This is a genomic window from Flavobacterium sp. KMS (assembly GCF_000813005.1).
GTDB lineage: Bacteria > Bacteroidota > Bacteroidia > Flavobacteriales > Flavobacteriaceae > Flavobacterium.
This window is the reverse complement of record NZ_JSYP01000001.1, coordinates 412,879-438,334: the sequence shown is the minus strand read 5'-3', so window position 1 is coordinate 438,334 and position 25,456 is coordinate 412,879. Positions and strand designations below refer to the sequence as shown.

At 32.8% G+C, this 25,456-nt stretch carries 24 protein-coding genes; 16 read left to right on the top strand and 8 right to left on the bottom strand.

The window, feature by feature from the left end:
* Nucleotide 1: 1 nt before the first annotated feature.
* The 3 genes from OA93_RS01885 (at nucleotide 2) to OA93_RS01875 (ending at nucleotide 4,434) form a co-directional block, all read left to right on the top strand.
* Entirely contained in the window at nucleotides 2-2,296 is a 2,295-nt protein-coding gene (locus tag OA93_RS01885) for a BamA/TamA family outer membrane protein (RefSeq protein ID WP_039111591.1), read from the top strand.
* 449 nt (nucleotides 2,297-2,745) lie between these two features.
* Nucleotides 2,746-3,753, top strand: coding sequence for an LLM class flavin-dependent oxidoreductase (locus tag OA93_RS01880; RefSeq protein ID WP_039111431.1), 1,008 nt, complete (start codon nucleotides 2,746-2,748; stop codon nucleotides 3,751-3,753).
* Between the two features lie 60 nt (nucleotides 3,754-3,813).
* A complete protein-coding gene (locus tag OA93_RS01875) occupies nucleotides 3,814-4,434 on the top strand; it encodes a DUF4230 domain-containing protein (RefSeq protein ID WP_039111430.1) in 621 nt (206 codons plus the stop codon).
* A gap of 195 nt (nucleotides 4,435-4,629) precedes the next feature.
* On the opposite strand, the gene OA93_RS01870 is transcribed toward OA93_RS01875, so the two are convergent.
* The 6 genes from OA93_RS01870 to OA93_RS24975 all read right to left on the bottom strand — a co-directional run bounded on the left by OA93_RS01870 (nucleotide 4,630) and on the right by OA93_RS24975 (nucleotide 11,812).
* Nucleotides 4,630-6,387: an aromatic amino acid hydroxylase gene (locus OA93_RS01870; protein WP_039111428.1), complete on the bottom strand. Its 1,758-nt coding sequence runs from the start codon at nucleotides 6,385-6,387 to the stop codon at nucleotides 4,630-4,632.
* Nucleotides 6,388-6,446: 59 nt separating this feature from the next.
* Nucleotides 6,447-6,836 (bottom strand): group III truncated hemoglobin, encoded by a 390-nt coding sequence (locus OA93_RS01865; RefSeq protein ID WP_039111426.1) that lies wholly within the window; start codon nucleotides 6,834-6,836, stop codon nucleotides 6,447-6,449.
* Between the two features lie 176 nt (nucleotides 6,837-7,012).
* Nucleotides 7,013-8,257 carry a threonine ammonia-lyase IlvA gene (ilvA, locus tag OA93_RS01860; RefSeq protein ID WP_039111424.1) on the bottom strand — a complete coding sequence of 415 codons (1,245 nt, stop codon included), beginning with the start codon at nucleotides 8,255-8,257 and terminating at the stop codon, nucleotides 7,013-7,015.
* 211 nt (nucleotides 8,258-8,468) lie between these two features.
* Complete coding sequence (locus OA93_RS01855) at nucleotides 8,469-9,014, bottom strand: DUF4136 domain-containing protein (protein WP_039111423.1); 546 nt, start codon at nucleotides 9,012-9,014, stop codon at nucleotides 8,469-8,471.
* Between the two features lie 36 nt (nucleotides 9,015-9,050).
* Nucleotides 9,051-11,027, bottom strand: coding sequence for a urocanate hydratase (locus OA93_RS01850; protein ID WP_039111421.1), 1,977 nt, complete (start codon nucleotides 11,025-11,027; stop codon nucleotides 9,051-9,053).
* Between the two features lie 608 nt (nucleotides 11,028-11,635).
* The gene (locus tag OA93_RS24975; RefSeq protein WP_165571403.1) at nucleotides 11,636-11,812 is read right to left on the bottom strand and encodes a DUF5522 domain-containing protein; all 177 of its coding nucleotides are present in this window, start codon (nucleotides 11,810-11,812) and stop codon (nucleotides 11,636-11,638) included.
* A 116-nt stretch (nucleotides 11,813-11,928) separates the two neighbouring features.
* On the opposite strand from OA93_RS24975, the gene OA93_RS01845 reads away from it, so the two are divergent.
* From OA93_RS01845 to hemL, 4 genes are all read left to right on the top strand, one after another.
* Entirely contained in the window at nucleotides 11,929-12,264 is a 336-nt protein-coding gene (locus OA93_RS01845; RefSeq protein WP_039111420.1) for a hypothetical protein, read from the top strand.
* 9 nt (nucleotides 12,265-12,273) lie between these two features.
* Entirely contained in the window at nucleotides 12,274-13,170 is an 897-nt protein-coding gene (locus OA93_RS01840) for a pyridoxal-phosphate dependent enzyme (RefSeq protein ID WP_039111419.1), read from the top strand.
* Entirely contained in the window at nucleotides 13,163-14,059 is an 897-nt protein-coding gene (locus OA93_RS01835) for a glucosaminidase domain-containing protein (RefSeq protein ID WP_039111418.1), read from the top strand. Before OA93_RS01840 ends, OA93_RS01835 begins: the two co-directional genes overlap by 8 nt.
* Before the next feature lie 118 nt (nucleotides 14,060-14,177).
* Nucleotides 14,178-15,464, top strand: coding sequence for a glutamate-1-semialdehyde 2,1-aminomutase (gene hemL, locus OA93_RS01830; protein ID WP_039111417.1), 1,287 nt, complete (start codon nucleotides 14,178-14,180; stop codon nucleotides 15,462-15,464).
* Nucleotides 15,465-15,635: 171 nt separating this feature from the next.
* On the opposite strand, the gene OA93_RS01825 is transcribed toward hemL, so the two are convergent.
* Complete coding sequence (locus OA93_RS01825) at nucleotides 15,636-16,073, bottom strand: hypothetical protein (RefSeq protein ID WP_039111416.1); 438 nt, start codon at nucleotides 16,071-16,073, stop codon at nucleotides 15,636-15,638.
* 133 nt (nucleotides 16,074-16,206) lie between these two features.
* Here OA93_RS01825 and OA93_RS01820 point away from each other — a divergent pair, with 133 nt between their 5' ends.
* The 9 genes from OA93_RS01820 to OA93_RS01780 all read left to right on the top strand — a co-directional run bounded on the left by OA93_RS01820 (nucleotide 16,207) and on the right by OA93_RS01780 (nucleotide 24,699).
* A complete protein-coding gene (locus tag OA93_RS01820) occupies nucleotides 16,207-16,572 on the top strand; it encodes a hypothetical protein (RefSeq protein ID WP_039111590.1) in 366 nt (121 codons plus the stop codon).
* A gap of 110 nt (nucleotides 16,573-16,682) precedes the next feature.
* Nucleotides 16,683-17,486 carry an MbnP family protein gene (locus tag OA93_RS01815; RefSeq protein ID WP_039111415.1) on the top strand — a complete coding sequence of 268 codons (804 nt, stop codon included), beginning with the start codon at nucleotides 16,683-16,685 and terminating at the stop codon, nucleotides 17,484-17,486.
* A 153-nt stretch (nucleotides 17,487-17,639) separates the two neighbouring features.
* Nucleotides 17,640-18,677, top strand: a complete 1,038-nt coding sequence (locus OA93_RS01810) for a cytochrome c peroxidase (protein WP_039111414.1) — start codon at nucleotides 17,640-17,642, stop codon at nucleotides 18,675-18,677.
* A 207-nt stretch (nucleotides 18,678-18,884) separates the two neighbouring features.
* The gene (locus tag OA93_RS01805) at nucleotides 18,885-19,844 is read left to right on the top strand and encodes a hypothetical protein (RefSeq protein ID WP_039111412.1); all 960 of its coding nucleotides are present in this window, start codon (nucleotides 18,885-18,887) and stop codon (nucleotides 19,842-19,844) included.
* Nucleotides 19,845-20,166: 322 nt separating this feature from the next.
* Nucleotides 20,167-20,511: a hypothetical protein gene (locus OA93_RS01800; protein ID WP_052259338.1), complete on the top strand. Its 345-nt coding sequence runs from the start codon at nucleotides 20,167-20,169 to the stop codon at nucleotides 20,509-20,511.
* A gap of 157 nt (nucleotides 20,512-20,668) precedes the next feature.
* A complete protein-coding gene (locus OA93_RS01795) occupies nucleotides 20,669-21,586 on the top strand; it encodes a DUF4274 domain-containing protein (protein WP_039111410.1) in 918 nt (305 codons plus the stop codon).
* A gap of 202 nt (nucleotides 21,587-21,788) precedes the next feature.
* Nucleotides 21,789-22,721, top strand: coding sequence for a glycerophosphodiester phosphodiesterase family protein (locus tag OA93_RS01790; RefSeq protein ID WP_039111409.1), 933 nt, complete (start codon nucleotides 21,789-21,791; stop codon nucleotides 22,719-22,721).
* A 231-nt stretch (nucleotides 22,722-22,952) separates the two neighbouring features.
* Nucleotides 22,953-23,978, top strand: coding sequence for a 2-hydroxyacid dehydrogenase (locus OA93_RS01785; protein WP_240474643.1), 1,026 nt, complete (start codon nucleotides 22,953-22,955; stop codon nucleotides 23,976-23,978).
* A 103-nt stretch (nucleotides 23,979-24,081) separates the two neighbouring features.
* Nucleotides 24,082-24,699: a hypothetical protein gene (locus OA93_RS01780; RefSeq protein ID WP_039111408.1), complete on the top strand. Its 618-nt coding sequence runs from the start codon at nucleotides 24,082-24,084 to the stop codon at nucleotides 24,697-24,699.
* 269 nt (nucleotides 24,700-24,968) lie between these two features.
* Here OA93_RS01780 and OA93_RS01775 read toward each other — a convergent pair whose 3' ends face one another.
* The gene (locus tag OA93_RS01775; RefSeq protein ID WP_039111406.1) at nucleotides 24,969-25,400 is read right to left on the bottom strand and encodes a hypothetical protein; all 432 of its coding nucleotides are present in this window, start codon (nucleotides 25,398-25,400) and stop codon (nucleotides 24,969-24,971) included.
* Nucleotides 25,401-25,456 lie beyond the last annotated feature (56 nt).

Sequence of the window (25,456 nt, the reverse complement as noted above, 5' to 3'; positions counted from 1 at the left end):
TATGAAAATTAAATATATAAAATATTTTATACTACTTTCTTTGTTTTTTGCTTTAGGATGTAGTAATACCAAGTATTTGCCAAAAGGGGAATTGTTATATACAGGAGCTTCGGTAAAAGTAGAAGACACCATTCTTACAAAGAAAGAAAAAAAAGAACTACAGACTGAGCTAGAAGGTTTACTACGTCCTTTACCTAACAAACAATTTCTGGGATTGCGTCCTAAATTATGGATATACAATGTGGCTGGGGAACCTAAGAAAAAGAAAGGAACAAGATATTGGTTAAGAAATAAAGTTGGAGAAGCACCTGTACTTTACAGCAAAGTCGATTTAGATTATAACTCGGCAGTGTTGCGAAATTTTATTGAGAATAAAGGTTTCTTTAAAGTGAGGGTTAGTGCCGATTCTACAGCAAAAGATAAAAGAGCAACAGCAGAATATACCGTTTTTCCTAAACGACAGTATAAAATTAAAAGTGTTACGTTTCCTGATGATTCTTCGGCTATAGCCAAAGAAATAGGAAAAACTAGTCGTAGATCATTATTAAAAGTTGGTAAGCCATATGATTTAGACGTTATAAAATCTGAGAGAGAACGTATTGATTCCCGATTAAAAGAAAAGGGATATTATTATTTTAATCCAGATTATATCTTGGCACAAGTAGATAGTACCAAAGGAGATTATGAGGTAAATATAAAATTAAAAATAAAAGGCGAAACACCTGCCAAAGCCAAAATTGCTTATAAAATTAATGATATAGTAGTGTATCCTAATTTTTCGATTTTAAAAGATAGTGTAGCTTATAAAAAAGAAGACATCTTAAAATACAAAGATTTCACGATTATAGATTCTACAAATACATTTAGACCAAGAGTATTTGACAGAGCTTTGTATTTTAAAAAAGGAGATTTTTATAATCGATCAGATCATAATCTTTCCCTGAATCGATTTGTAAACTTAGGAACATTTAATTTTGTTAAAAATGAATTTAAAGAATCTGATAGTATAAAAAATGCTCTCGATGCATATTACTATTTAACCTTATTGCCTAAGAAATTCATTCGAGTTGAGGTTTTAGGAAAAACCAATTCGGCTAGTTATACAGGTTCAGAAATTAATGTAAACTGGAATAATAGAAATTTACTAAGAGGAGCCGAATTGTTTACCGTATCCATATTTGGAGGGGCCGATTTTCAGATTTCAGGACAAAATAAAGGAAATAATATCTACAAAGTAGGAGGAGAAGCCAGTTTAACCTGGCCAAGATTAATTACGCCTTTCAACTTTCAAGGCTCTAGCGAGTTTGTTCCTAAAACAAAAGCGACTTTGGGATATGAATATCAAAACAGAATAAATCTTTATGCCTTAAATTCTTTTAGAGGATCATTTGGTTACTTATGGAAAGAAAATATTCGTAAAGAACACCAACTGGATATTATAGAAGTTAATTATGTGAGTCCAAATCATGTAACGCCTTATTATTTACAGCAAGTTGCAGAAGATGAATCATTATCTAAAGTACTCGAAAAACAATTAATCTTTGGACCTACGTATTCGTATACTTATACCAATACTATGCGAAAAAGAAAAAAGAATACATTCTATTTTAATGGAGAAATTGATCTTGCAGGTAATATTACAGGCTTGGTAACAGGAGCTAATGTCAAGAAAAACGATACTATAAAAATATTTGATGTTCCTTTTAGTCAATATGTTAAAGTAAGAGCCGATTTTAGACATTACTTAAAACTAGGAAAAGAGAGCCAATTAGCAAGTAGGATTATTGTAGGAGCTGGTTTGCCTTATGGTAATTCCTCTTCTTTGCCATCGATCAAGCAATTTGTAGTAGGAGGAACTAATAGTATTCGTGCCTTTAGAGCACGCTCAATAGGACCAGGTAGTTTTAAAAGTCCAGACACAACAAGTACATTTTTGCCAGATCAATCAGGAGATTTAAAACTAGAGTTTAGTACAGAATATAGAGCAAAACTTTTTAGTATAGTAAGAGGAGCCGTTTTTCTAGATGCTGGAAATGTTTGGTTGGTTAATAATGATCCAAATAAACCCGGAGCAAAAATCAGTAAGAACTTTATGAAAGAACTTGCAATTGGTGCTGGAGCAGGATTACGCTTTGACTTATCATTCTTGATATTAAGAACCGATATTGCATTTCCGTTAAGAATACCCTATTTGCCCGAAGGACAACGCTGGGTAATAGATGATATTAACTTTGGAAGTGGTTCTTGGAGAAAGGACAATTTAATACTCAACATCGCGATTGGGTATCCTTTTTAAGGATATCCCAACATCAATTTAGTAATTAAAAATGTAGTTTTGTTAACATAAAGAGTTAAAAAAGCACCGTACTATTAACATCTATACCTTTAAGTAATTGGACGTTTGTTTTTAATAAATTAGATAAAAGCAATTTTTTAGATTTATCCTTATTACCGCTTATATCTCTGATAATTCTGTAAATATATCTTTTGGTGATATATTTAATTTTTCTGCTAGTTTTCATAATTAAGAGGTTTATGATTTGTTATCTAAAGTTACAAAAAATAACTTTTGGATTCATCAAGTTATCCTAAGAAATTTTGTGACTTCAAACTATTATGTAACTATTCAAAATAAGAGATTTTTTTCTATCGACGTTATATTTATTTAACAGTGTTAGAATTTTACAATTCAATTAACAATTAAAAGGTTATTAATGTCTAATTTTGTAAAAAGATTAATTAAACATGAACAATAATATACCTATATCCTTATTAGAATTAGCATTTATTACTGAAGGTAGTAATGCAGCAGAAACTTTTCAGAAAACCAAAGAACTTGCACAACTAGCTGATAGTTTAGATTATAACCGATTCTGGTTGGCCGAACATCATAATATGGCACATGTAGCAAGTACTGCAACCGTAGTCTTAATTGGTTACATAGCAAGCCAGACTAAAAACATTCGTGTAGGTTCGGGCGGAATAATGCTTCCTAATCATTCGCCACTTATTATCGCAGAACAATTTGGAACGCTAGAAACACTTTACCCAAACCGAATAGATTTAGGGCTAGGCAGAGCACCAGGAACAGACTCGTTAACAGCACAAGCAATCCGAGAGGATTTTTATGAGCAATCACAGAAATTTCCAAAAAATGTACAAGCAATTCATGATTATTTTTCACCAGATAATGCTTCCGCAAAAGTACGAGCATTTCCTGCAGAAGGGGCAAATGTACCAGTTTGGATATTAGGATCTAGTATGGATAGTGCTGCTCTTGCTGCTGCAAAAGGATTACCGTATGCATTTGCAGGACATTTTGCGCCAAAGATGATGTTGCAGGCATTTGAGTTTTATCGCAAAAACTTTATTCCTTCAAAATATTTGAGTAGTCCTAAAACAATGGCTTGTGTAAATGCAATTGGAGCAGATACAAATGAAGAAGCCGAAATTCTCTCGACTACATTATATCAAATGTTCTTAGGATTGGTTCGTAATAATAGAAAACCAATGCAACCACCACTTGAGTCATTAGATGGATTGATGAGCGAAGAAGAAAAATTTCATGTAGATCAAATGACAGCTTGTACCTTTAAGGGAAGCAAAGAGAAATTAGAAAAAGATCTAAAGCATTTTATAGACTATTCAGGCATAGATGAATTGATGATTACAAGCCCAATTTTTGACCATCAGGATAAAATGAAAAGTATAAAAATTCTTAAAGAGGTTATCGATAACATCAATAAAGCATAGTGATGCTTTCTGAAAAAATCACTAAATTGGCTTCATAATAGCCATCATTAAAACATAATTATGTTGAGAAGAATTTTAGTCGGAATCGTAATCATAGTCGGAATTGTCCTTGCATTCAAGTATTGTGAATTCAAAAAAGATGATTCGACAAGTTTGGATTATAATACCAATTTAATACAACAACAAATTGTAAACGTTGGTAAACTGGTAGTTACCGAAGGGCATTTCTCTGAAGTAGTAACCTATAAAAACTCAAACAAGTATTTATTAGATATGATATCTTTCGAGAAGAAAGCATTGATTATTGTAAATGCAAACGTTACTGTTGCCTACGATTTGCATAAGATGAAATATGAAATCGACGAAAAAAACAAAGTAATAAAGATTGTATCGATTCCAAAAGAAGAAATTACAATCAATCCAGATATTCAGTATTATAATGTAGAGCAAAGTCAGTTAAACGAGTTTACAGGAGATGATTATAATAAAATAAATAAATCTGTAAAAGCGAGTTTAGCTAAGAAAATTGAGAAGTCTTCGCTTAAAGCAAATGCACAAAACCGATTAATCAGTGAGTTGTCTAAAATTTTAATCCTGACAAATACAATGGGTTGGAAACTACAATACGACGGCAAAACAATCCAAAACGAAACTGATCTTAGTAATGATTTGAAGTTGTAGGTTTGTGCTAAGGTTCAAAGTTGCAAAGTTGCAAAGGCACAAAGTTTTCTTGCAATTTTGTCTTTCTCTCAAACTTGTCTTTCCGAGGAACGAGGAATCTCCACGAGTAGCTCCACAAACGTAAGACACTTTGTGTTAGTTTCTAGCGGAGATTCCTCGTTCCTCGGAAAGACAAGTTTATGGATGAAAATGTTTCTAACACTTCTCTTTATCAAAAATCAGATCTAAACCTCCTGAAATTAAATGTGCAACTTCAGGTCTTCTTGTTTTTAAATTTTCAAGATTTGCTAATACTTCCTGTAATAATTGAGGCTGATTACTATTTTTTAAAAGCTCAGCTATTTCTACAGATAGTAACCAATCATTAGGATGATTTGCTTTGATTTTTTCGAAGATAGAAGTTAGTAAAGTTTCATGAGAATTAGTTTCTCTTATAGTTCTAACTTGTTGGTATAATTCTTCTAGTTCATCACGCTCTTTAGAATGCTTGGCTTTGATGGTTTTTGTTTTTGGAATAGAATCGACTAAATCAAAACTATTTACATCGGCAGGTCCAGAAAAAGCAGAAACTACTTTTTTGCCAATTGCCATGTCATAATTACCCCACTCAGGTTTAAATAAAATAGTATCTCCGTGAGTTACGGTACAATTTTTAAAACTGATTAAAATAATCTCACCGTGTAAGTTTCTAGAGCCAGTAATGATGTCTCCTTCTACAATAATTCCGCCTTCAAATTCTAGTTTTATAGTTTCATTCTCGACTATTTTATAAGCATTTAAATCCATCGGACTCATATCTTCAATAGCCAGATTAAAGCCTTTTAGTTTTCCGATAGGACTACCAAAACCTTCAGGATGCGTTAAAATTCCGTGTCCAACTAATTCTTTTTCACGGTAAGATAATGCTGTTTTTCCTGTTGTTTGTACGTAAACGGGTTTCCCTTCTGCTTCAATAACATTAGTAAAAACTCCAGAAATTTGTAAACCTGTACTTAGTTCTATTGTTCCTAAAGCATTCGAGTTTATTAATTTTTGAATGCTGGAAATTCCTCCCGTACGCAAAGCCATTTTATTAGCAAATTCTTCAAGAACAAGATTTAAATGGGCAAAAGTAGGCGTAACATATAGTTGAGGTTGCAATTTTGTAATATCAAAACTCTGGTTTGCTGCCGAGATATCGTAAGGGATTTTAGTTACGTTATCGGTCATACACCAAGCGCTTTCTCCAATTGATGATAATAAACCAGCGCCGTAAATCTTAGGGTTTTCGACTGTACCAATTAAACCATATTCAACTGTCCACCAGTGTAAGTTTCTTATTTGTGCCATTTCAGACAATTCGCCCATATTGTTTTGCAAATCTTCAACTGCTTTTTCGGCTTGATCGATATCGGCTTGCGGAGTACCTTCGGCTTCTTTTAAAATCGAAAGCAATCTAATCGCTTCATACATTTGGTAATCTTTGTGCGAAGAAATGGCTTTGCAACCAATTTCGCCAAAACGACGTAAGTATTCAGCGTATTCAGGATTAGCAATAATAGGAGCGTGGCCAGCACCTTCGTGAATAATATCGGGTGCAGGAGTATATTCAATATGTTCTAGCTGACGAATATCCGAAGCAATAACCAAGACGTTATAAGCCTGGAATTCCATAAAAGCATTTGGCGGAATAAAACCATCAACTGCTACAGCAGCCCAACCAATTTCGGTTAAGATTCGGTTCATTCCGTACATGCTCGGAATGTTATTGATTTCGATTCCAGTTTTCTTTAATCCATCTAGATATGAATGGTGAGCAACTTTAGATAAATAGTCAACATTCTTACGCATTACATATCTCCAAACCGCTTGATTAATTGGCGTATAATCGCTGTAATCTTGAGGTTTAATAAATTGCTTTAAGTGTTTAGGCAATCTGTCCAATAACGGATTTGTTTCAATAGTTGGGTTCATTTCGAAATCGTTGTAGTTCTTCTGCGAAATTACGAATTTATCAAGCTATTTTTAGCTTTTTATTTAGATGTTTTTTCAGCATTCCTAAAATATTCAATTTTATAATTGAACATATAAGCCATATTAGCTGCTCTAACCTTTGCTTCTTCAGCGACAATTCCTATAAAAAGGCCATCTACAGTTTTTGTAAAAATTTCCATCCATCGGTTAAAATGAGATTGGTCAACTGGTAAATGTTTGTGTGGAGGAAACGGACTTCCGGAATAAGTATGTTCTTCTAGCAAAATTGTTTGCCAGAATCTATACATCTTCTCTAAATGCTCTGGCCATCTTCCTTGAATCTTTTCATTAAAAATTGAACCAATGAGTTCGTCTTTTTGAACTTTAGCATAAAAAGTATTCACTAATAGTTTTATGTCTTCGATTGTTGTAATGTCTAAAATAACCATGGCTTTATGTGAAAAAAAATTAAATGCAAAAATAGCACAAAACAGAGGATTTATCTTATATATTTAGTTAAATGAATCTAAAATGGTTCTTAAATAATAGATTATTTATAAATCATAAAATGAAAGTATAATGGTATTGAAAAGGATTACTAGATTTTTAACTTGTTCTTTATTTTTTATCCAATTAACTGCGTATATAAATCTTGATTTTCATTGAGATATTGAAACTCGAATCCCTTGGCAACCATATTGGTTTTAATATTTACGATGTCTTTTTTGTTTTTAAGTTCCAAGCCAACTACCACTGAACCAACTTCTCGGCTGTTTTTCTTAGCAAACTGAAAATAAGTGATGTCATCATTAGGACCTAAAATATCATTTACAAATTCCTTAAGCGCACCAGGACGTTGAGGGAACTGAATCATGAAATAATGCATTAATCCTTCGTAAAGTAGCGAACGTTCTTTTATTTCGGCAGTGCGCTCTATATCGTTATTGCTTCCGCTTACCACGCAAACTACTGTTTTGTCTTTTATTTTATCTTTATAAAAATCTAATGCTGCAATTGTTAATGCTCCGGCTGGTTCTACAACCATAGCTTCTTCATTGTATAAGCGTAAAATCGTTGTACAAACTTTGCCTTCGGGAACAAGAATAATATCATCTAAGTTTTTGCGACAAATACCAAAAGTCATATCGCCAACTTGCTTTACTGCTGCACCATCTACAAATTTATCAATGGTTTTTAATGGTGTGTTTTTGCCATCAATAATAGATGTCTTCATCGATGGAGCACCTTTTGGCTCTACCCCAATAATTTTGGTTTCAGGGCTTAAATGTTTAAAGACTTCAGAAAGTCCCGATGCAAGTCCGCCGCCACCGATGGGAACAAATACATAATCAATAGGTTCTTTGTATGATTCCAGAATTTCTAATCCTACAGTGCCTTGTCCAGCAATAACTTTTAAATCATCAAATGGATGGATAAAGATTCTATTGCTTTTTTCAGCATCTTCAGTTGCAGAGGCATAAGCATCATCAAAAGTATCGCCAATAAGAACAATTTCAACAAAAGATTTTCCGAATAATTGTACTTGCTTTACTTTTTGTTTCGGGGTCGTTTTCGGCATATAAATCTTGCCTTTTATTTGTAGTAAATTACAAGAGTAAGCTACGCCTTGAGCATGATTTCCTGCGCTTGCACAAACAACACCTTTTGCTTTTTCGGTGTCATTTAATGATGAAATTTTATTATAAGCACCTCTAATTTTATACGAACGTACAATTTGTAAATCTTCTCTTTTTAATAAAATAGTCGATTTAAACTCGTCCGAAAGATTAAGGTTTTGAGTTAGTGGGGTAGCGGCAACTACTTTGCTTAGTTGTTCTTTGGCTGTAATTACTTCATTAAATAAATTCATGGTGTTTTTTTGGTTGTTTTTTAAAATAAAAAACCTCCCGATTTGGGAGGTTCTAATAAATTGTATTTTGTTTACTTATTTATATAACACCTCGCCATTATTGCATAATTACAATAATGTTAATAGCGATAATAATGTTATTTAAGTTTTTCATTGTTTATTATTTGAAAAAACAAATGTATTAATTATTTAATAAGAACAACAAAAAAGATTATTTTTTTGCAATTGTAGGTGGATATTGTGCTAATATTTTAGTCACAAAATTGGTTACTATTTTATCTTTTTGCTCTCCACCTTGTTGAGTTAAATAACCTACACCTTCACCTTGCCAGATCATTTCTTTTTTCTTAGCATCGATAAAATCAATGTATAAAGTTCCTTGGGTAGATGTTGTTACAGAAGTTTGATTTCCCATCATTAAGTAAGGATTCCATCCATAACCCCATCCGTAACCCCATCCAGCGCTAAACTGGTTTACATTCACTTCTTCTCTGGCTTTTGTAAAAATGTTTATTAATAAATCTGGATTATCACTTTTAGTAAAACCTTTTGCTGCCATTTGCTCATCGATAGCACGTAAAATTCTTCTTTTATCTAAATCAGAAATCTCTACTTTATCAATACCGGCTTTAAAATAGGCATATGTTTTATAATTAGTAAAATCCACATTTTTATCATAATCTGAATAGACTGAAACAGAACTACAAGAGCTTAGAATAAAAAGGAATAGAATCGGTAAAATAAATAATTTTTTCATGTTTAAATAATTTAAAAGTTTAATATCGACTTTAATTTAGAATAACTTTTCGTCTACTATATTAGGGATGGTCACTTTTAATAAAGGTTGCGTGTCCATGGCTCTTTTTATTGCAAAAATTGCTTCGTCATTACGAGCCCAGCTTCTTCTTGAAATACCATTGTTAACATCCCAGAAAAGCATTGATGCTAAGCGTTTTGATGCCTCTTTAGACCCATCAAGAACCATACCAAAACCACCATTTATAACCTCTCCCCAGCCTACGCCACCACCATTATGTATAGAAACCCAAGTTGCTCCTCTGAAGCTGTCGCCAATGACATTTTGTATTGCCATATCGGCTGTATATTTTGATCCGTCATAAATGTTAGATGTTTCTCTGTAAGGAGAATCTGTTCCCGAAACATCATGATGATCACGACCTAAAACGACTAGTCCGATTTCGCCTTTGGCAATAGCCTGGTTAAAAGCTTCAGCAATTTTTATACGACCTTCGGCATCAGCATATAAAATACGTGCTTGTGATCCTACAACTAGTTTATTTTCCTGAGCACCTTTTATCCATTTAATATTATCCTGCATTTGTTGCTGAATTTCATCGGGTGCAGTTTTTGCCATTTCTTCTAAAACCTGAGAAGCTATAGCATCTGTTTTTTGTAAATCTTCGGGTTTTCCAGAAGTACAAACCCATCTAAAAGGACCAAATCCGTAATCAAAGCACATTGGTCCCATGATATCCTGAACGTAACTAGGATATTTAAAATCGATATTGTTTTCGGCCATTACCTGAGCTCCTGAACGAGAAGCTTCTAGTAAAAAAGCATTTCCATAATCAAAGAAATAAGTTCCTTTGGCAGTATGCTTATTTATAGCGTCGGCATGGCGACGAAGTGTTTCTTGTACTTTTTCTTTGAATAACTCAGGGTTATTAGCCATCATTTCATTGGCAGCTTCAAAGGTAATTCCAACAGGATAATACCCACCAGCCCAAGGATTATGTAGTGAAGTTTGATCAGATCCCAAGTCAATCTTAATATTTTCCTGGTCAAATTTCTCCCAAACATCTACTACGTTTCCTAAATAAGCAATAGAAACTACTTCTTTATTGGCTTTCGCCAAAGAAACTCTTTTTACCAACTCGTCAAGGTCTTCTACAATTTCATTAACCCAACCTTGTTCATGACGAATTTTAGTAATCTTAGGGTTTACTTCGGCACAAACGGTAATACAACCAGCAATATTTCCTGCTTTAGGTTGTGCGCCACTCATTCCGCCTAATCCAGAAGTTACGAATAAGTTTCCTTCAGGATTTAGTTTAATTTTTCTGAAACCATTTAAAACTGTAATTGTAGTTCCGTGTACGATTCCTTGTGGCCCAATGTACATATAACTTCCCGCAGTCATTTGTCCGTATTGAGAAACCCCAAGTGCATTCATTTTCTCCCAATCATCCGGTTTAGAATAATTTGGTATAACCATTCCGTTAGTAACAACTACACGTGGAGCTTCGGCATGTGAAGGGAATAATCCCATTGGGTGTCCAGAATACATAGTTAGTGTTTGCTCATTTGTCATTTCCGACAAATATTGCATAGTAAGCAAGTATTGCGCCCAATTCTGGAAAACAGCACCATTACCACCATAAGTAATTAATTCATGCGGATGTTGTGCCACAGCATAATCCAGATTGTTCTGAATCATTAACATAATAGCTTTTGCTTGTTCTGATTTTCCAGGATATTCGCTAATTGGTCTGGCGTACATTCTGTAATCAGGACGAAAGCGGTACATATAAATACGTCCGTATTTTTCTAATTCTTCAGAGAATTCAGTTATTAATTCCGCATGATGTTGCGGTTCAAAATAACGTAATGCATTTTTTAAGGCAAGTTTTTTTTCTTCTGCCGAAAGGATTGCTTTACGCTTTGGTGCATGATTTATAGCTAAATCGTATACTGCTTTTGGAGGTAATATAGATGGAATTCCTTGTTGTATTTGTTCTTGGAAAGTCATTTTTTCAAAGTTGCTTAGTTGCTAAGATTCTAAGTTGCTAAGGTGTTTTAGCTAGATTAACAACAGGTTAATTTTTTGTTTTTTAGATTATTGTTGACCCGCTGGGGTCCAAATACTAATCGATAAATTCTATTTCTATAAAAATAATATAATTCCAACGAATTTATTTTTTCAGCCTTGTAAAGGCGTAATATTTATAGAAAACAATACGATCAGTTGGTAAAAGCTCCATAGGAGCGAAATACCTATCAATGCAAATTCGATTTGAAATAATTATCTCATTTTCAAATTGGCACATTTTCTAATTAACAACTAGGGATACCGAATATCCGACCTATGATAGGATTTGTGGATAGTAATCCTATATTTTTGAGAGCAGATATCCATATTTCGTATTTAAAGATTTAAGTATTTAAAGATTGAAAAATCCATTGAAGTAGAATTTTTTAATCTTCAAATTGATACATTTTCTAATTATCGTATTTTAAAGATTTGGAAATTTAAAGATTATATAATTTGTTTCAAAGGAATTTAAGATTTCTTAGGGTTTTCAGGTTTTGGAGCAGTCGAATAATCCAAAAAACCAAAAGTCTAAGAAGTCTAATAATCTATTTCCTAATTTCTCCTGTTTTTTTATCATATCCATAAGGGCAATGGCGACAACCACTTTTGCAACAATACCCTCTTTTTAAATGATGTTTTTCTGTAAAACATTTATATCCTTCGGGGGTATAATAAAAATCTTCGCCCTCAATTAATTTATTTTCCTTATTTTGTTCATTCATAATTCTGAATTTGGCAAAATGCTATTTTTATGTTTAATTTTAAGTAAATTCAATTGATTATGATTTTCTTTGTATAGAAGTAATTTACTACTACAAATTTATAAATTTTACAGCGAATGTTTTTGATTATTGCTAAATATTTAATTCCGAAAGGATATCGAGGAATGGCTGTATTTCCGTTTGTATTGGTAAAATACCCTTCGGACAAAAACAATCAGGTTTTTGTTAATCATGAAAAAATACATTTACGCCAACAATTAGAGTTATTGATATTGCCATTTTTTATTTGGTATTTAATAGAATATGTGGTGCGTTTATTTCAATATAAAAATGCAAGTTTGGCATATCAGAATATAAGTTTTGAGAGAGAAGCTTATAAAAATGAGGCTAATATGAACTATTTAAAGAGCAGACCTTTTTTTCGGTTTGTGCAGTATTTAAATCAAAAATAAAATTAGATTTTGAATCAAAAAATCCATACCGTTTTCCCGAACAATATTTCACTTACAATTAAAAGAGAAGATTTGATTCATCCTTTTATTTCTGGAAATAAGTACCGAAAACTCAAATATAATTTACTTCAGGCGAAAGCCGAAAACCAAGAAACGTTGCTCACATTTGGCGGAGCATTTTCTAATCATATTGCTGCTGTGGCTTATGCAGGAAAAGAAAGCGGATTTAAAACCATCGGGATTATCCGTGGAGATGAACTTATCGATAAAATTGAAGGGAATCCAACTTTAAAATTTGCTCAGGAAAACGGAATGCAATTTGAGTTTGTTTCGCGAGAAGATTATCGTCTTAAAAGCGAAATAAGCTTTTTAGATAATCTAAAAGCAAAATTTGGAGATTTTTACCTAGTGCCCGAAGGGGGAACAAATGAGCTGGCAGTTCGGGGTTGTGAGGAGATTTTAACGCCCGAAGATGAAGAGTTTAATTATGTATGTTGTGCAGTAGGAACGGGAGGAACAATTTCGGGAATTAGCAATAGTGCGTTACCAAATCAAAAAGTTTTAGGGTTTCCAGCGTTAAAAGGGGATTTTTTAAAAGATGAAATTCGTATTTTTGCAAAGAATCAAAATTGGGAATTGATTACAGACTACCATTTTGGCGGTTATGGTAAAGTAAATTTAGAGCTTATTGCCTTTATTAATCAGTTTTTTGATGAAAATCAAATCCCTTTGGATCCAATTTATACAGGAAAGATGGTTTTTGGCGTTATAGATTTAATTAGGAAAAATTATTTCCCCGAAAACTCAAAAATCCTGCTGATTCATACTGGCGGATTACAAGGAATACAAGGAATGAATATGAAGCTGATGAATAAAAATTTACCAATAATTAAAAGCAATGTTTAAAAAAACACTCGTACTATTAATAACGATAACACTAATAGGTTGTAACGCAAGCAAACCTGCTATTGCAACAACCAAAAAGGCTGCTACTACCCAACAAAAACAAAGAGTAGCGATCCAAACTAAGAAAAAACCGGTTTATACCAAGACAGATACTAAAAAAACTACATCTAATACTACGACTGAAGTTATCGAGTCGACTTCAAAAACAGTTGTTACCAATACTTCTATAAGTGATTACATTGCTCAATACAAAGATATTGCGATGGGTAATATGAAAAATTACGGAATTCCTGCAAGTATTATTCTGGCACAAGGGATTTTAGAATCGGGTGCAGGAAAAGGAGATTTAGCCCTTTCATCTAATAACCATTTTGGTATAAAATGCCATAAAGACTGGGTTGGAGAAAGTGTTCGTCATGATGATGATTCGGCTCAGGAATGTTTTAGAAAATACAAAGATCCATCAGAATCGTTTCGCGATCATGCTTTATTCCTGACAGGAAAAAGCCGATATGCGACCTTATTTACTTACGAAAAAGGAGATTATAAAGCATGGGCAAAAGGATTAAGAGCAGCAGGTTACGCAACTGATCCTAGATATCCAGAAAAATTAATTAGTTATATTGAGCGTTACGAATTACACCAATACGATAATATAGCTATGGGCAAAGACTATGTAGTAGTAGAGAAAACTACAACCGTTATTGCTACAAAACCTAATACACAAAATAATAATAATTCGGGTAATCTTTCCTTGTACGAAGTGCAGAAAGGAGATACATTATATTCTATTTCTAAAAAATTCAACGTACTTGTTGATGATTTAAAGCAAAAAAATAATCTTGTAGATAACACCCTTTCTATCGGACAGAAGTTAATTGTGAAGTAAGATTTAATTCTAAAGAAACCAGATACATAAAAATATTTTTAATGAGCTTATAATTGATTTTTAGATTTAAATTTATTGTGTAAATCTAAAATCAGAACTCTAAAATCTAAAGTTAATAATGATATATCAAAGAAGCAGTCAGCTTTTTGCTGAAGCAGAAAAAGTAATTCCGGGTGGTGTAAATTCGCCTGTAAGAGCATTTAAAGCAGTAGGAGGAACTCCAATTTTTGTAAAAAGCGCCAAAGGAGCTTATTTATATGATGAAGACGGAAACAAATTGATAGATTACATCAATTCATGGGGACCAATGGTTTTAGGTCATGCATATGCTCCAGTTGTTGATGCAGTAATTGAGAAAGCTAAATTAGGAACATCTTTTGGGATGCCAACAGAGTTGGAAACACAAATTGCAGCTTTGGCAGTTTCGATGGTTCCAAATATTGATAAAATTCGTTTTGTAAATTCTGGAACAGAGGCTTGTATGAGCGCAATACGTTTGGCAAGAGGATTTACAAAGAGAGATAAAATTATAAAATTTGCAGGTTGTTACCACGGACATTCAGATTCATTCCTGATTCAGGCTGGAAGTGGGGCTGTTACTTTCGGAAGTCCAAATAGTCCAGGAGTTACAGAGGGAACGGCTAAAGACACTTTGCTGGCAAAATACAATGATTTAGAAAATGTAGCGACATTAATTAACGCTAACAAAAACGAAATCGCTGCCATTATCATAGAACCTGTTGCAGGAAATATGGGTTGTATTCCGCCAAATAAAGGCTTCTTAGAAGGTTTACGTGAATTATGTACAGAAAACGGAATATTATTAATCTTTGATGAGGTTATGACCGGTTTTAGACTTGCTCGTGGAGGTGTTCAGGAATTATTTAATATTAAGGCCGATATCGTAACATTTGGTAAAGTAATAGGTGGTGGTTTGCCAGTAGGAGCATTTGCTGCTCGTGAGGAAATTATGAATTATCTGGCGCCAATAGGACCAGTTTATCAAGCAGGAACATTATCGGGTAATCCGCTGGCAATGGCAGCAGGATTAGCAATGTTGCAAGCGTTAGATAATGATCGTGCTATTTTTACTCGTTTAGACGAGAAAACAGCTTATCTAGAAGCTGGAATTGACAGAGTTCTTAAAGCTAATAATGTAGTTTTTACAATAAATAGAGTAGGATCGATGATTTCGGTACATTTTGATGCTGCGCCAGTTACTGATTTTAAAAGTGCTGCCAATGGGGATAACGAAACATTTAAGAAATTCTTCCACGGATTGTTAAATGAAGGAGTTTACATTGCACCTTCGGCATACGAAACATGGTTTATTACAGATGCATTAACATACGAAGATTTAGACTTTACAATTCAGGCGATTGATAAAGTTTCTAAAACTTTTTAAATATTTTTTTCACCATTAAGAAATTAAGTTTCATTAAGGGAATTCAAAGGTTGCAATCCTGTAAGGTTTTTAAATCCTGAATATACTAAAGCTTAATTTTCTTAATCTCTTAATGGTAAAAACAAAAAAACTTCCAGTTTACGCTGGAAGTTTTTTTTTGTGAATTCTGGATTATTGTTTGTTTGCTCTGTCTTTCATTTTTTCTTTCATCTTCTCTTTATTTTCTTCTCTCATTGCAGTCCATTTTTTGTATTGGTCGGCATTTAAGATAGATTTCATTTGAGTTTCTGTTGCTGTTTTCTCATCCATCATTTCTTTTTTAAGAGCAGCTTTTTCTTCGGCAGTTGGTTTTGCATTGCTGTCTTTTCTAGCTTTTCGAGTTTCCATGTATTTTTGTGATTTGGCACTTTTCTCGGCAAGTAATTTTCCAACTTGAGCTTGTTGGTTGGCATCTAGATTTAATTCGGTAGTCAGTTTCTTTAAATGTTTTTCATTTCGTTGTTCAGGAGTCAATCTTTCTTTTTGTTGCTTAGGAGTCGTTGTTGTAGCATCTTGAGCAAAGCTTACCATTCCAACGAACAATAAAGCAGTGATAAATAATTTTTTCATGATTTGTTTGTTTTAAAGGTTATAGTCGTTAGACATTGATGAAATCAATAGGTTTAATTGATTTTTTTTAATTATAATTTATTTAACAGATGATAAAATAAAATTTGTTTCTTAAATTCGCATGGTGAAAAAAATGGTCTTCATATTGATTCTAGCTATTTTTCTAAAACCTGTATTCCCGGTTATAGAATATATTGTCAATTATGATTACATTTCGACCGTACTTTGCGAGAACAAGGCACAACCTGTTATGCAGTGTAACGGAAAGTGTCACTTGATGAAAGAATTAGCAAAAGCAGCCGATGCCGAAAAGCCATCTTCATCTGATAAAAAAAATACTCTTCTGGATAAAGTCGATTTAATGTTTGAATCAACTAAATTGTTTACCCTACAATTTTATCCAAATAATACTAAATCACAAATTAATGCGGCTTACGCTAATTTGTATTCGCATCTTAATGCGGATTTGTTTTTTCATCCACCAGCACGTATTTCTTAAATTTTAATTAAAACACTTTTGTGTCCTGCTATTTCATTTGATTATTATCATTTGAAGTAAGCCTATGCACATACTATTTTAAAGACTTATTAAAGATATACAACTCAAAAATGAAAAAAATATTATATAAAGTAATAGCTATTTTGGCTATAACAGCTACTATTTCAGCATGTTCAAGTGATGATAATAATGAATCAGTTTCTGGAACTGGAAAAATCGGATTAAAATTTGACAACTCTTTTGGATCAAACGATTTAATTCTTGAAACTCAGCCAAACACAACTACAAATAAGGAAGTTTTAAAAATTACAACGGTAAAATACATCGTAAGTAATATTGTTTTAACAAAAACTGACGGAACAACATTCACATACCCAAAAGCAAAAAGCTATTTTATTGCTGACGAAGCAAGCGCGGCTGGTTACAAATTTGTCTTATCAGATGTTCCTGCGGGAGATTACATAAAAGTAAAATTTGGAATAGGAGTAGATAAAGAACAATGGCAATTGGGAGCATCAGGACAAGGAGATTTCCTGGCACAAGCTCAAGCTGCCAAAATGTTATGGAACTGGACTGCAGGATATAAATTCCTTGCTTTCGAAGGTAATTTCACTTCAGAAACCGTTACAACTGCACTTCCTTTTATGATCCATACAGGACAAACAGGAACCGATTATAACTATACCGAAGTAACACTGGATTTCCCAACCAAAGCCTTGGTAAGAACTAACATTTCGCCAGATGTACATATTATAGCCGATTTGTCTAAAATTCTTGACGGACCTAATAAAATCAAACTTTCAGATTACAACATGGGCGGAACAGGCGCTATGATTATGGGGGGAGCTGCTTTGCCTTTAATTACTGCCAATGTAGCAACAATGTTTAGAGTAGATCACGTACACAACGATTAATTTCATTTCTAGGAGCACAAAAGTTGTTTTTCATTAGGAACTCTTGTCCCGCTTTTTGCTTTATCTTTTTTATTTTAAAGAAAAATAAAAAAGGATATCGCGGCAATCGGGGCTAGAATCGAGCTTTTGTGCTTCTTTTTAAATTTAGAAACCATGAGAATAAAATATTTTCTTTGGGTTATGATTCCGTTATTATATAGTTGTAGTGATCAGGATGATGAATATATAAATGTGCCTTTAGACTTTAAGGTGCCATCAAATTTTCCAGCTTTGGTTTATGATATTACCACAAATCCGCCAACAGAAAAAGGATTTGAACTGGGCAAAAAACTATTCTATGATGGGCGTTTGGCCTCTGATGGAATCGTTTCCTGTGGATTTTGTCATATTCAGGAAAACGCTTTTACACACCACGGTCATACTGTAAGTCATGGTGTTGGCGATGCTTTAGGAACCCGAAATGCACCACCAATCCAGAACTTGGCTTATCAGAGAACTTTTATGTACGATGGCGTAACCAATCATCTGGACTTACAGCCCATAATTCCGTTAACGAGCGATATCGAAATGAATGGCGATTTAAATGCTATTCTCGAAATGATGCGAGGCGATAAAACGTATCGAACCTTGTTTGGGCAAGCTTTTACCGATGGAGCTATTACTACGGAGAATATGCTAAAAGCACTTTCGCAATTTATGGTAATGGCAACATCATCTAATTCTCGTTTTGATAAATACCGTCGTAATGAATCTGGAGGAACTCTTACTGCCGATGAATTAGCAGGATATGCTTTGTTTAATTCTAAATGTGCTTCGTGCCACGCTACCGATTTAATGACGGACGATTCATTCCGTAACAATGGTCTTGCGGTAAATCCTAAAGTAAATGATGTGGGACGTTACAAAGTGACTGAGTTAGCAAGCGATTATTATAAGTTTAAAGTACAAAGTTTGCGAAATGTTGAGGTTTCGGCTCCTTATATGCACGACGGACGTTTTGGAACGTTAGAAGCGGTTCTTAATCATTATGCCAGCGGAATTGAAGCTTCGGCAACATTAGACCCAATCCTGAGACAAAATGGAAAATTAGGAATCGAACTTTCGGAAATGGATAAAAAACAAATTATCGCTTTCCTGAAAACATTAACAGATAATCAATTCTTGACCGATAGGAAGCTTTCGGAGTTTTAGGTTAGGAATAAATAATATAATGAAAATAGGAGTTTTAGCCCCGATTGTAGTGTAAAGCCTTTTTGAGAAAAGACCTTATTTTTTCTTGGGTTTACAAAGTGACCAGCGGAAACTTTGTAAACGTATAGAAAAATGGGATTTTAAGAAAAGCTTGCAACGGAAAGCGGGTCCCGAAGCTATCGGGAGCTCCTAAAAAAATAAAATACAATGAAAAAAATAATAGTTTTAAGTTTAGTTCTAGTTTGTAATCTAACTTTTGCTGCAACGGTAAAAGATAGTATTTCGAGCTTTACATTTCAGCGTTTGGCAATGATGGAAGACTTTGATTGTGATGCTTGTGGTTGTTCGGCAAGTGGTGGAAGTATGGGGTTTAGCTCGATGTTAAACACAAATTTTGTTGGAATACGTTATTTCAATCAGAGTTATACGAGTCGTGATGGTATTTTTGCTAATTCTCCCTGGATTGATGAGAACTTTAATACGGTTCAGGCTTGGGCACGTATTCCTGTTGCTAAGAGAATCCAGATTTCGGCATTGGTTCCGTATCATTTTCATAATCGCGAATTAACGACTGGAACCGAGAGTATTTCGGGATTGGGAGATATTTCGGTAATGGCACTTTATACGGTGTTTGAAACGCAAAAAGACAGCACAGTTTTTACGCATAAAATAGAACTTGGTGGTGGTGTAAAAATGCCAACAGGAAAGTTTAATGAAGCTAATAATGTGGGGAGTGTAAACAAGAGTTTCCAACTAGGAACGGGAAGTTGGGATTATTTACTGGTTTCGGAATATGTAATTAAGAGAAAGAATTTGGGTTTAAACACAATGCTTAATTATGTTATAAAAACCGAAAATGAACAAAAATACCAATACGGGAATCAGTTTAATTATTCGGGAACATTCTTTTATTTATTCGATTTACCATCGGTACAATTAGTTCCTCAACTAGGTTTTGCTGGCGAAGTTTATGCTACAAACAAACAACATGGCTTGGATTTGCCAAATACGGCTGGAGATATCCTGTTTGGGAAATTTGGTATTGAGGTTGGGAAAGATAAATTTTCTGTTGGTGTAAACGGAATGCTTCCTATAAACCAGAATTTATCTAATGGCGCAATGGAGGCTAATTACCGCTGGAGCGTAAACCTGAATTATAGTTTGTAACAGGTTTTAGAATAATATAGAAAAGCTTTTATATTAGTGAGCTAATAGCTTATTGATATAGAAGTTTTTTTTAACAGATAGAAACATAGAATTTGTATTCTTAAATAAAGGCGTTTCACTTATCTAAAAAGCACAGAGCTAGCTATGTGAAAGAAATGTATTTCTTTTTTGTATTCTTTTTTACACATAGAATCTATGTTTCTATGTGTTTAATGAAATTTTAATAGATTTAAAGTAATAGATGTTTAGTTTTACTAAGGTTTAATTTAGACACATCAAATTAAGAAAAATAACTGTCGAGGATAATGTTTATCTCTATATAATGACTGGTAAGGTCGATTTGTCTGCGCAGGTAGGAACATTGACAATAAAAATATTTTTAAAGGATTATAAGCTAACACCATTATTAGTTGATTTCCTGACATGGGATGACCCAATAATTGGGCTTCCTTTAAATTTTGGTTTTCCACTTGTTAAGTCATTAACTGACGAAAAAGAAGTTGTGAACCTGAATAGACCTAAATATGTTAGAGAATGTATTTTATTTGGTTTGCAAAAAGGATGGACTGGTAAAAATAAGTTGGAATCTCTTGATGGATTAGAAGTGTTACGTAATCTAGGATATGATGTTTCTGTCTTATCGGTTAAGAAGGGCGATAGTAAATAAAAAACTTTTAATAATTTAAAGACTTCTATAACAATGAGTTTAAAGACTTGTTGTTATAGGAGTTTTTTTATGTGTTGTCTTGCTACTTTTATAAGGATAGGTTTTTAAATTTGTAAAGAGATTGAAATAATTAAAATAGTTATTACTAAGAGAAAAAATGGAGTTTAATAAGAAAAGTAAAAATCGGGTTCTTAAAGCTGTAAATGGCGAGATGTCTTATAAGAAATTAACTGCTGCCGAGTTGCATCAGTTTGTGCAACATTGGAATTATGATGACGGAATTGAGCCTTTTGACTGGATTATTAAACAAAAACATTGTGATAAAGGAACTGCATTGTGTTTGTATTGGTTTCTTCAGCCAGATTATTTTTGCAAGTTTGCAAATGAGGATGAAGCAAAAGAGGATATTAACTATGAGAGTTATAAACTGCTAAAAGAAATTGAGCAGCGATATTGTGCGGGTTTTTATGAAGATGAGAATTTCTCTTTTAACCCGAAAGATGAATTTCTTGATGAATATTCTAACACGAAATGTATTCCAGCAGAAATGCTCGAAAAATCGGGAGGAACTATTTTTGAACGACAAGATATTGAGTTTGCTTTTTTAAGAAAGCCAAATGAAAAGGAATTAAAAACAATTGATACTAAGATAAAAGATGCTATAAAGATTATTCAGATTTCGAATTCTAGTTTTATTTATGACGGAACAGATTCCGCTATACAAGCTATAATAGAAAGTGTTGAATACTGGAAAGGAAAGGAATTAGGAAAGATGAAAATTAAAAATCTGTCATATTTATGGATGGATTGCATTTATAAAAAACACAATTGGGATTGGATAATTTGGGACTGGGAAACGGGTAATAATATAGGTGTAACCAACTCGACAAAAGAACTGGCTTGTCTTGCCGATACTATTATAAACCATACAATAGATGGTTTCCAGTCTAGTACAATAATTGCTAGTTTATATAAAGATTTAGAGGGAGTGACTAATTTTTATGATTTAAAAAAAGATCCTTATAGCGGTATTGGATTGCTGTTTAGTTCTGACCATTTAAAATTTAGGGAATAAAATAATTGAGGTTGCATAGATTTAAGATTGTAATAAAAAAAGGTAACCATATAAGTCATGTAAGTCCATTTAAATTTTAGGCTGATTAAGTCGCGCTTATATTTACTTAAATTACTTATATGGTTAAAATAATTTCACTTTTTATAGGGCTTTGCATAGTAGGAATTGCTTAATTTTGCAATCCAATTTTAATAAATATAATATGTTTCAGAATAAAAGTTTGTGGTTTGCAGTTTTAGTTTCTTTCATTTTTAGTTTTGGTTTTGCCCAGGAAAATGAATATTTATTAAAATTTAAAACTTCTAAAGAATTACAGAAGTTTTTAAATTATTCTAAGAAAACAATTCCGTTGGTAAGTGCACATCGAGGTGGTCCAACTGTTGGGTTTCCAGAAAACTGTACACCAACATTTGCCAATGCAATAAAATATAATCCTACGATTGTAGAAACTGATATTGCTTTGAGTAAGGATTCAGTTTTAGTAATGATGCATGATAATACACTAGACAGAACAACAACTGGAACGGGGGTTATCGAAGGATATACGTATAAAGAGTTACAAGAGCTTTTCTTAAAAGATACTGAAGGAAAAGTAACTCCATATAAAATCGAAACTTTAGATCAAATCCTACAATGGGGTAAGGGTAAAGTAATTTATAATTTGGATATCAAGAAAGGCGTTCCGATGCAAATGATTATCGATGCTGTAAGAAGAAATAAAGCGGAGTCTTATTCGGTAATTATTACTTATAGTGCAACGCAAGCTGCAGAGGCTGCTAAACTAGCGCCAGACTTAATGATTTCGGTTTCGGCAAGAGGAAAAGAAGATGTGGAACGTATGGAGAAATTAGGTGTAAAAGCCAATAAAATGATTGCATTTGTAGGTACTTCTGAACCAAAACCAGAAGTATATGAGTATTTACACAGCCGAAAAATTTCTTGTATTTTAGGAACTATGGGAAATCTTGATAAAAGTGCTGCTGCCAAAGGAGATGAGTTGTATTACAAACTTATTACCAATGGTGCAGATGTTTTATCATCTGATCGTAATGTAGAAGCTGGTAAACAATTACTAAAATATGCAACTGATAAAAAACTAAAATCGAAACATATTGTAATTAAGAAAATAAAATAACAAACACGAATTTCACGAATTTGCACAAATCTTAATGAGTAGCTTAGTTTGTGAAATTAATTTCACAAACGGATTAGTGACAATTCGTGAAATTCGTGTTTAAGATTGATTTATAATTTTTGTATCAAACGAGCTTCAATTGAAGCTCTTTTTTTTTTGACTGGAAATTTACTTTGCGATTATTTGTTTAATTTTAATGAATAAACAATTATAATTTTAAAGAAAGCATATATGGATTTAGATAGAGTAGCAGGCATGAATAAAATAACGTTTTTCTCGGCTCAGCCTTATGATAAGACTTTCTTTAATAAACATAATTGCGAGTTTGGTTTTGACTTAGAATTTTTTGAAACACAGCTTAATAAACATACAGTAAGTTTAATTCAGGGTTCGAATATTATTTGTGTTTTTGTAAATGATATTGTCGATGAAACGGTGATAAAACAATTGGCAGAAAAGGGTGTGAAGATTATTGCTTTACGTTGTGCTGGTTTTAATAATGTAAATCTGGAAGCAGCAAAGAAACACGGAATTCATGTTTGTCGCGTTCCTGCTTATTCACCTGAAGCTGTTGCCGAACACGCTATGGCAATGATTCTTACACTTAATCGTAAAACACATAAAGCGTATAATAGAGTTCGTGAACAAAATTTCTCGCTAAATGGGTTATTAGGATTTGACTTGCATGGTAAAACAATTGGTATAATAGGAACAGGGAATATAGGGAAAGCTTTCTCTAAAATAGGAAAAGGCTTTGGTTGCCGAATTCTTGCTTATGATATTGTAAGTAATCCCGAAATGGAAAAAGAGGGAGTTGTATTTACCGATTTAGAGACAGTTTTTAAAGAAAGTGATATTATCTCTTTGCACTGCCCATTAAACGAAAAAACAAAGCATATCATAAATAAAGATTCGCTTAGGCAAATGAAAAACAGTGTTATGATAATTAATACTAGCCGTGGCGGACTTATAGAAACAGCTAGTGTTATAGAAGCGCTAAAAGATGGTAAAGTAGGATATTTAGGAATTGATGTATATGAGCAGGAGGAAAAATTGTTTTTTAGAGACCTTTCAGAAGATATTATAAAAGATGATGCAATCCAGCGATTAATGAGTTTTCCGAATGTATTGGTAACTGCACATCAGGCTTTTTTTACGAGCGAAGCATTAACTCAAATTGCGCTTGTAACGTATAATAATATCAAAGAATTGCTGATAAGAAAAGATCTAGAAAATAAATCGGCTTTATTGGTTTAAAGTACGTTTATTGTCAATGAATGACTTTAAGAAACCCTCTAAAACAAATGTATTTATTTAATTTTTTGTAAATTTAACGGTAATAAAAAAAAATAATAAAATCATGAAAAAGACATTTTTAATAGGCTTAGCAATGCTTAGTTTATATTCTTGCCAGAAAAAAGAAACGGCTACAGATACAGGAAAAGGAGTGGACTCAACAGCCATTGACTTATCAGTAACAACGGAAACCGATAATGACTCAGCGGCAGGAAATAATAAAACAGCTCCAATAGATTCTAAAGTAGTCGATATGATTCGTAAGCAATTAACCACAGTTTTGTTAAACAAGGATTTGCCAGCAATGACAAAAGAAGACCGATTTTTTTACTATGATGCTTTCGATTTAAATAATGATAAAAAAGACGAGTACTTTGTAGGTTTCTCTAATCCTTATTTTTGTGGTACAGGCGGATGTTCTGGTTTTATCTTGAACAATGACGGAAGCTTATTGAATAAATTTACAGTAACCGATTTTCCTATTTTTGTTGGAACAACTGCTTCCGAAAAATTTCAGGATCTTATAGTGAGTAGTAAAGGAATTCTTTATAGTGTAAAAATGAAAAATGGTAAATATCCTTCTAATCCATCAGTTCAGGAAAAATGGAAAGGGGCTGTTCCTGATCAATCTCAAGCAATCCTTGATATAGATAATAAAAAACTAGAGAAAATTTCTTTTTAAAGAGAAAATATTCTTAGAGCAATAGATAAAAAAAGAGCTTCAATTGAAGCTCTTTTTTTATCTTAATATTTTTAAAAATGCAATTAGAATTAGTTTAATTTTTCTTGTTTTGATAGTCATTCTAAGTCCATCTTATTTAAATCTTCTTGCGAAATAAGCCTGCCATATTTTATATCTTCTTTACTTTTTCTAACTCAATTATCCGAGGATAGATTAATAGAATTAGTGCTTTCAGGTTTATTCATTAGATGATTTTCTGAATTATATCATTAGTATTTATTAGGTTTAAAAATCTCTTTAATTAATTTATATACTGACATAATTAAGCCAGTTCCAAAAAACAGGATTCCAGAATAGCCAATAATTATTTTGACAAATTTATTGCCTCTCCTAAATTCTTCAGGATATAAAATCAAGAATAAACTACTAATAACAAAAATTAAACAGCCAAAAAACATGATGATAAATGTTTTAATAGAATTTTTATTCGGGTTAAATTTATTCTCCTTAATAAGAAAATAGATCAATCCAAGTCCGCCGAAAAGTACTATTCCGTTAAGTTGTTTTAATCTGTCTTTAAATAAAAGCGAATCATTTAATTCGATATCTGGATGTATAAATGAATCGATTAATTGATAGGAACTAATTATAGTAAATAAGATGAAAATAGTATAAATAAAATAATCTTTAATTTTTGACATGAATATTTTTGAGTCATTAAATTTGAATAAAAAACCCGACAGGTTTTAAAACCTGT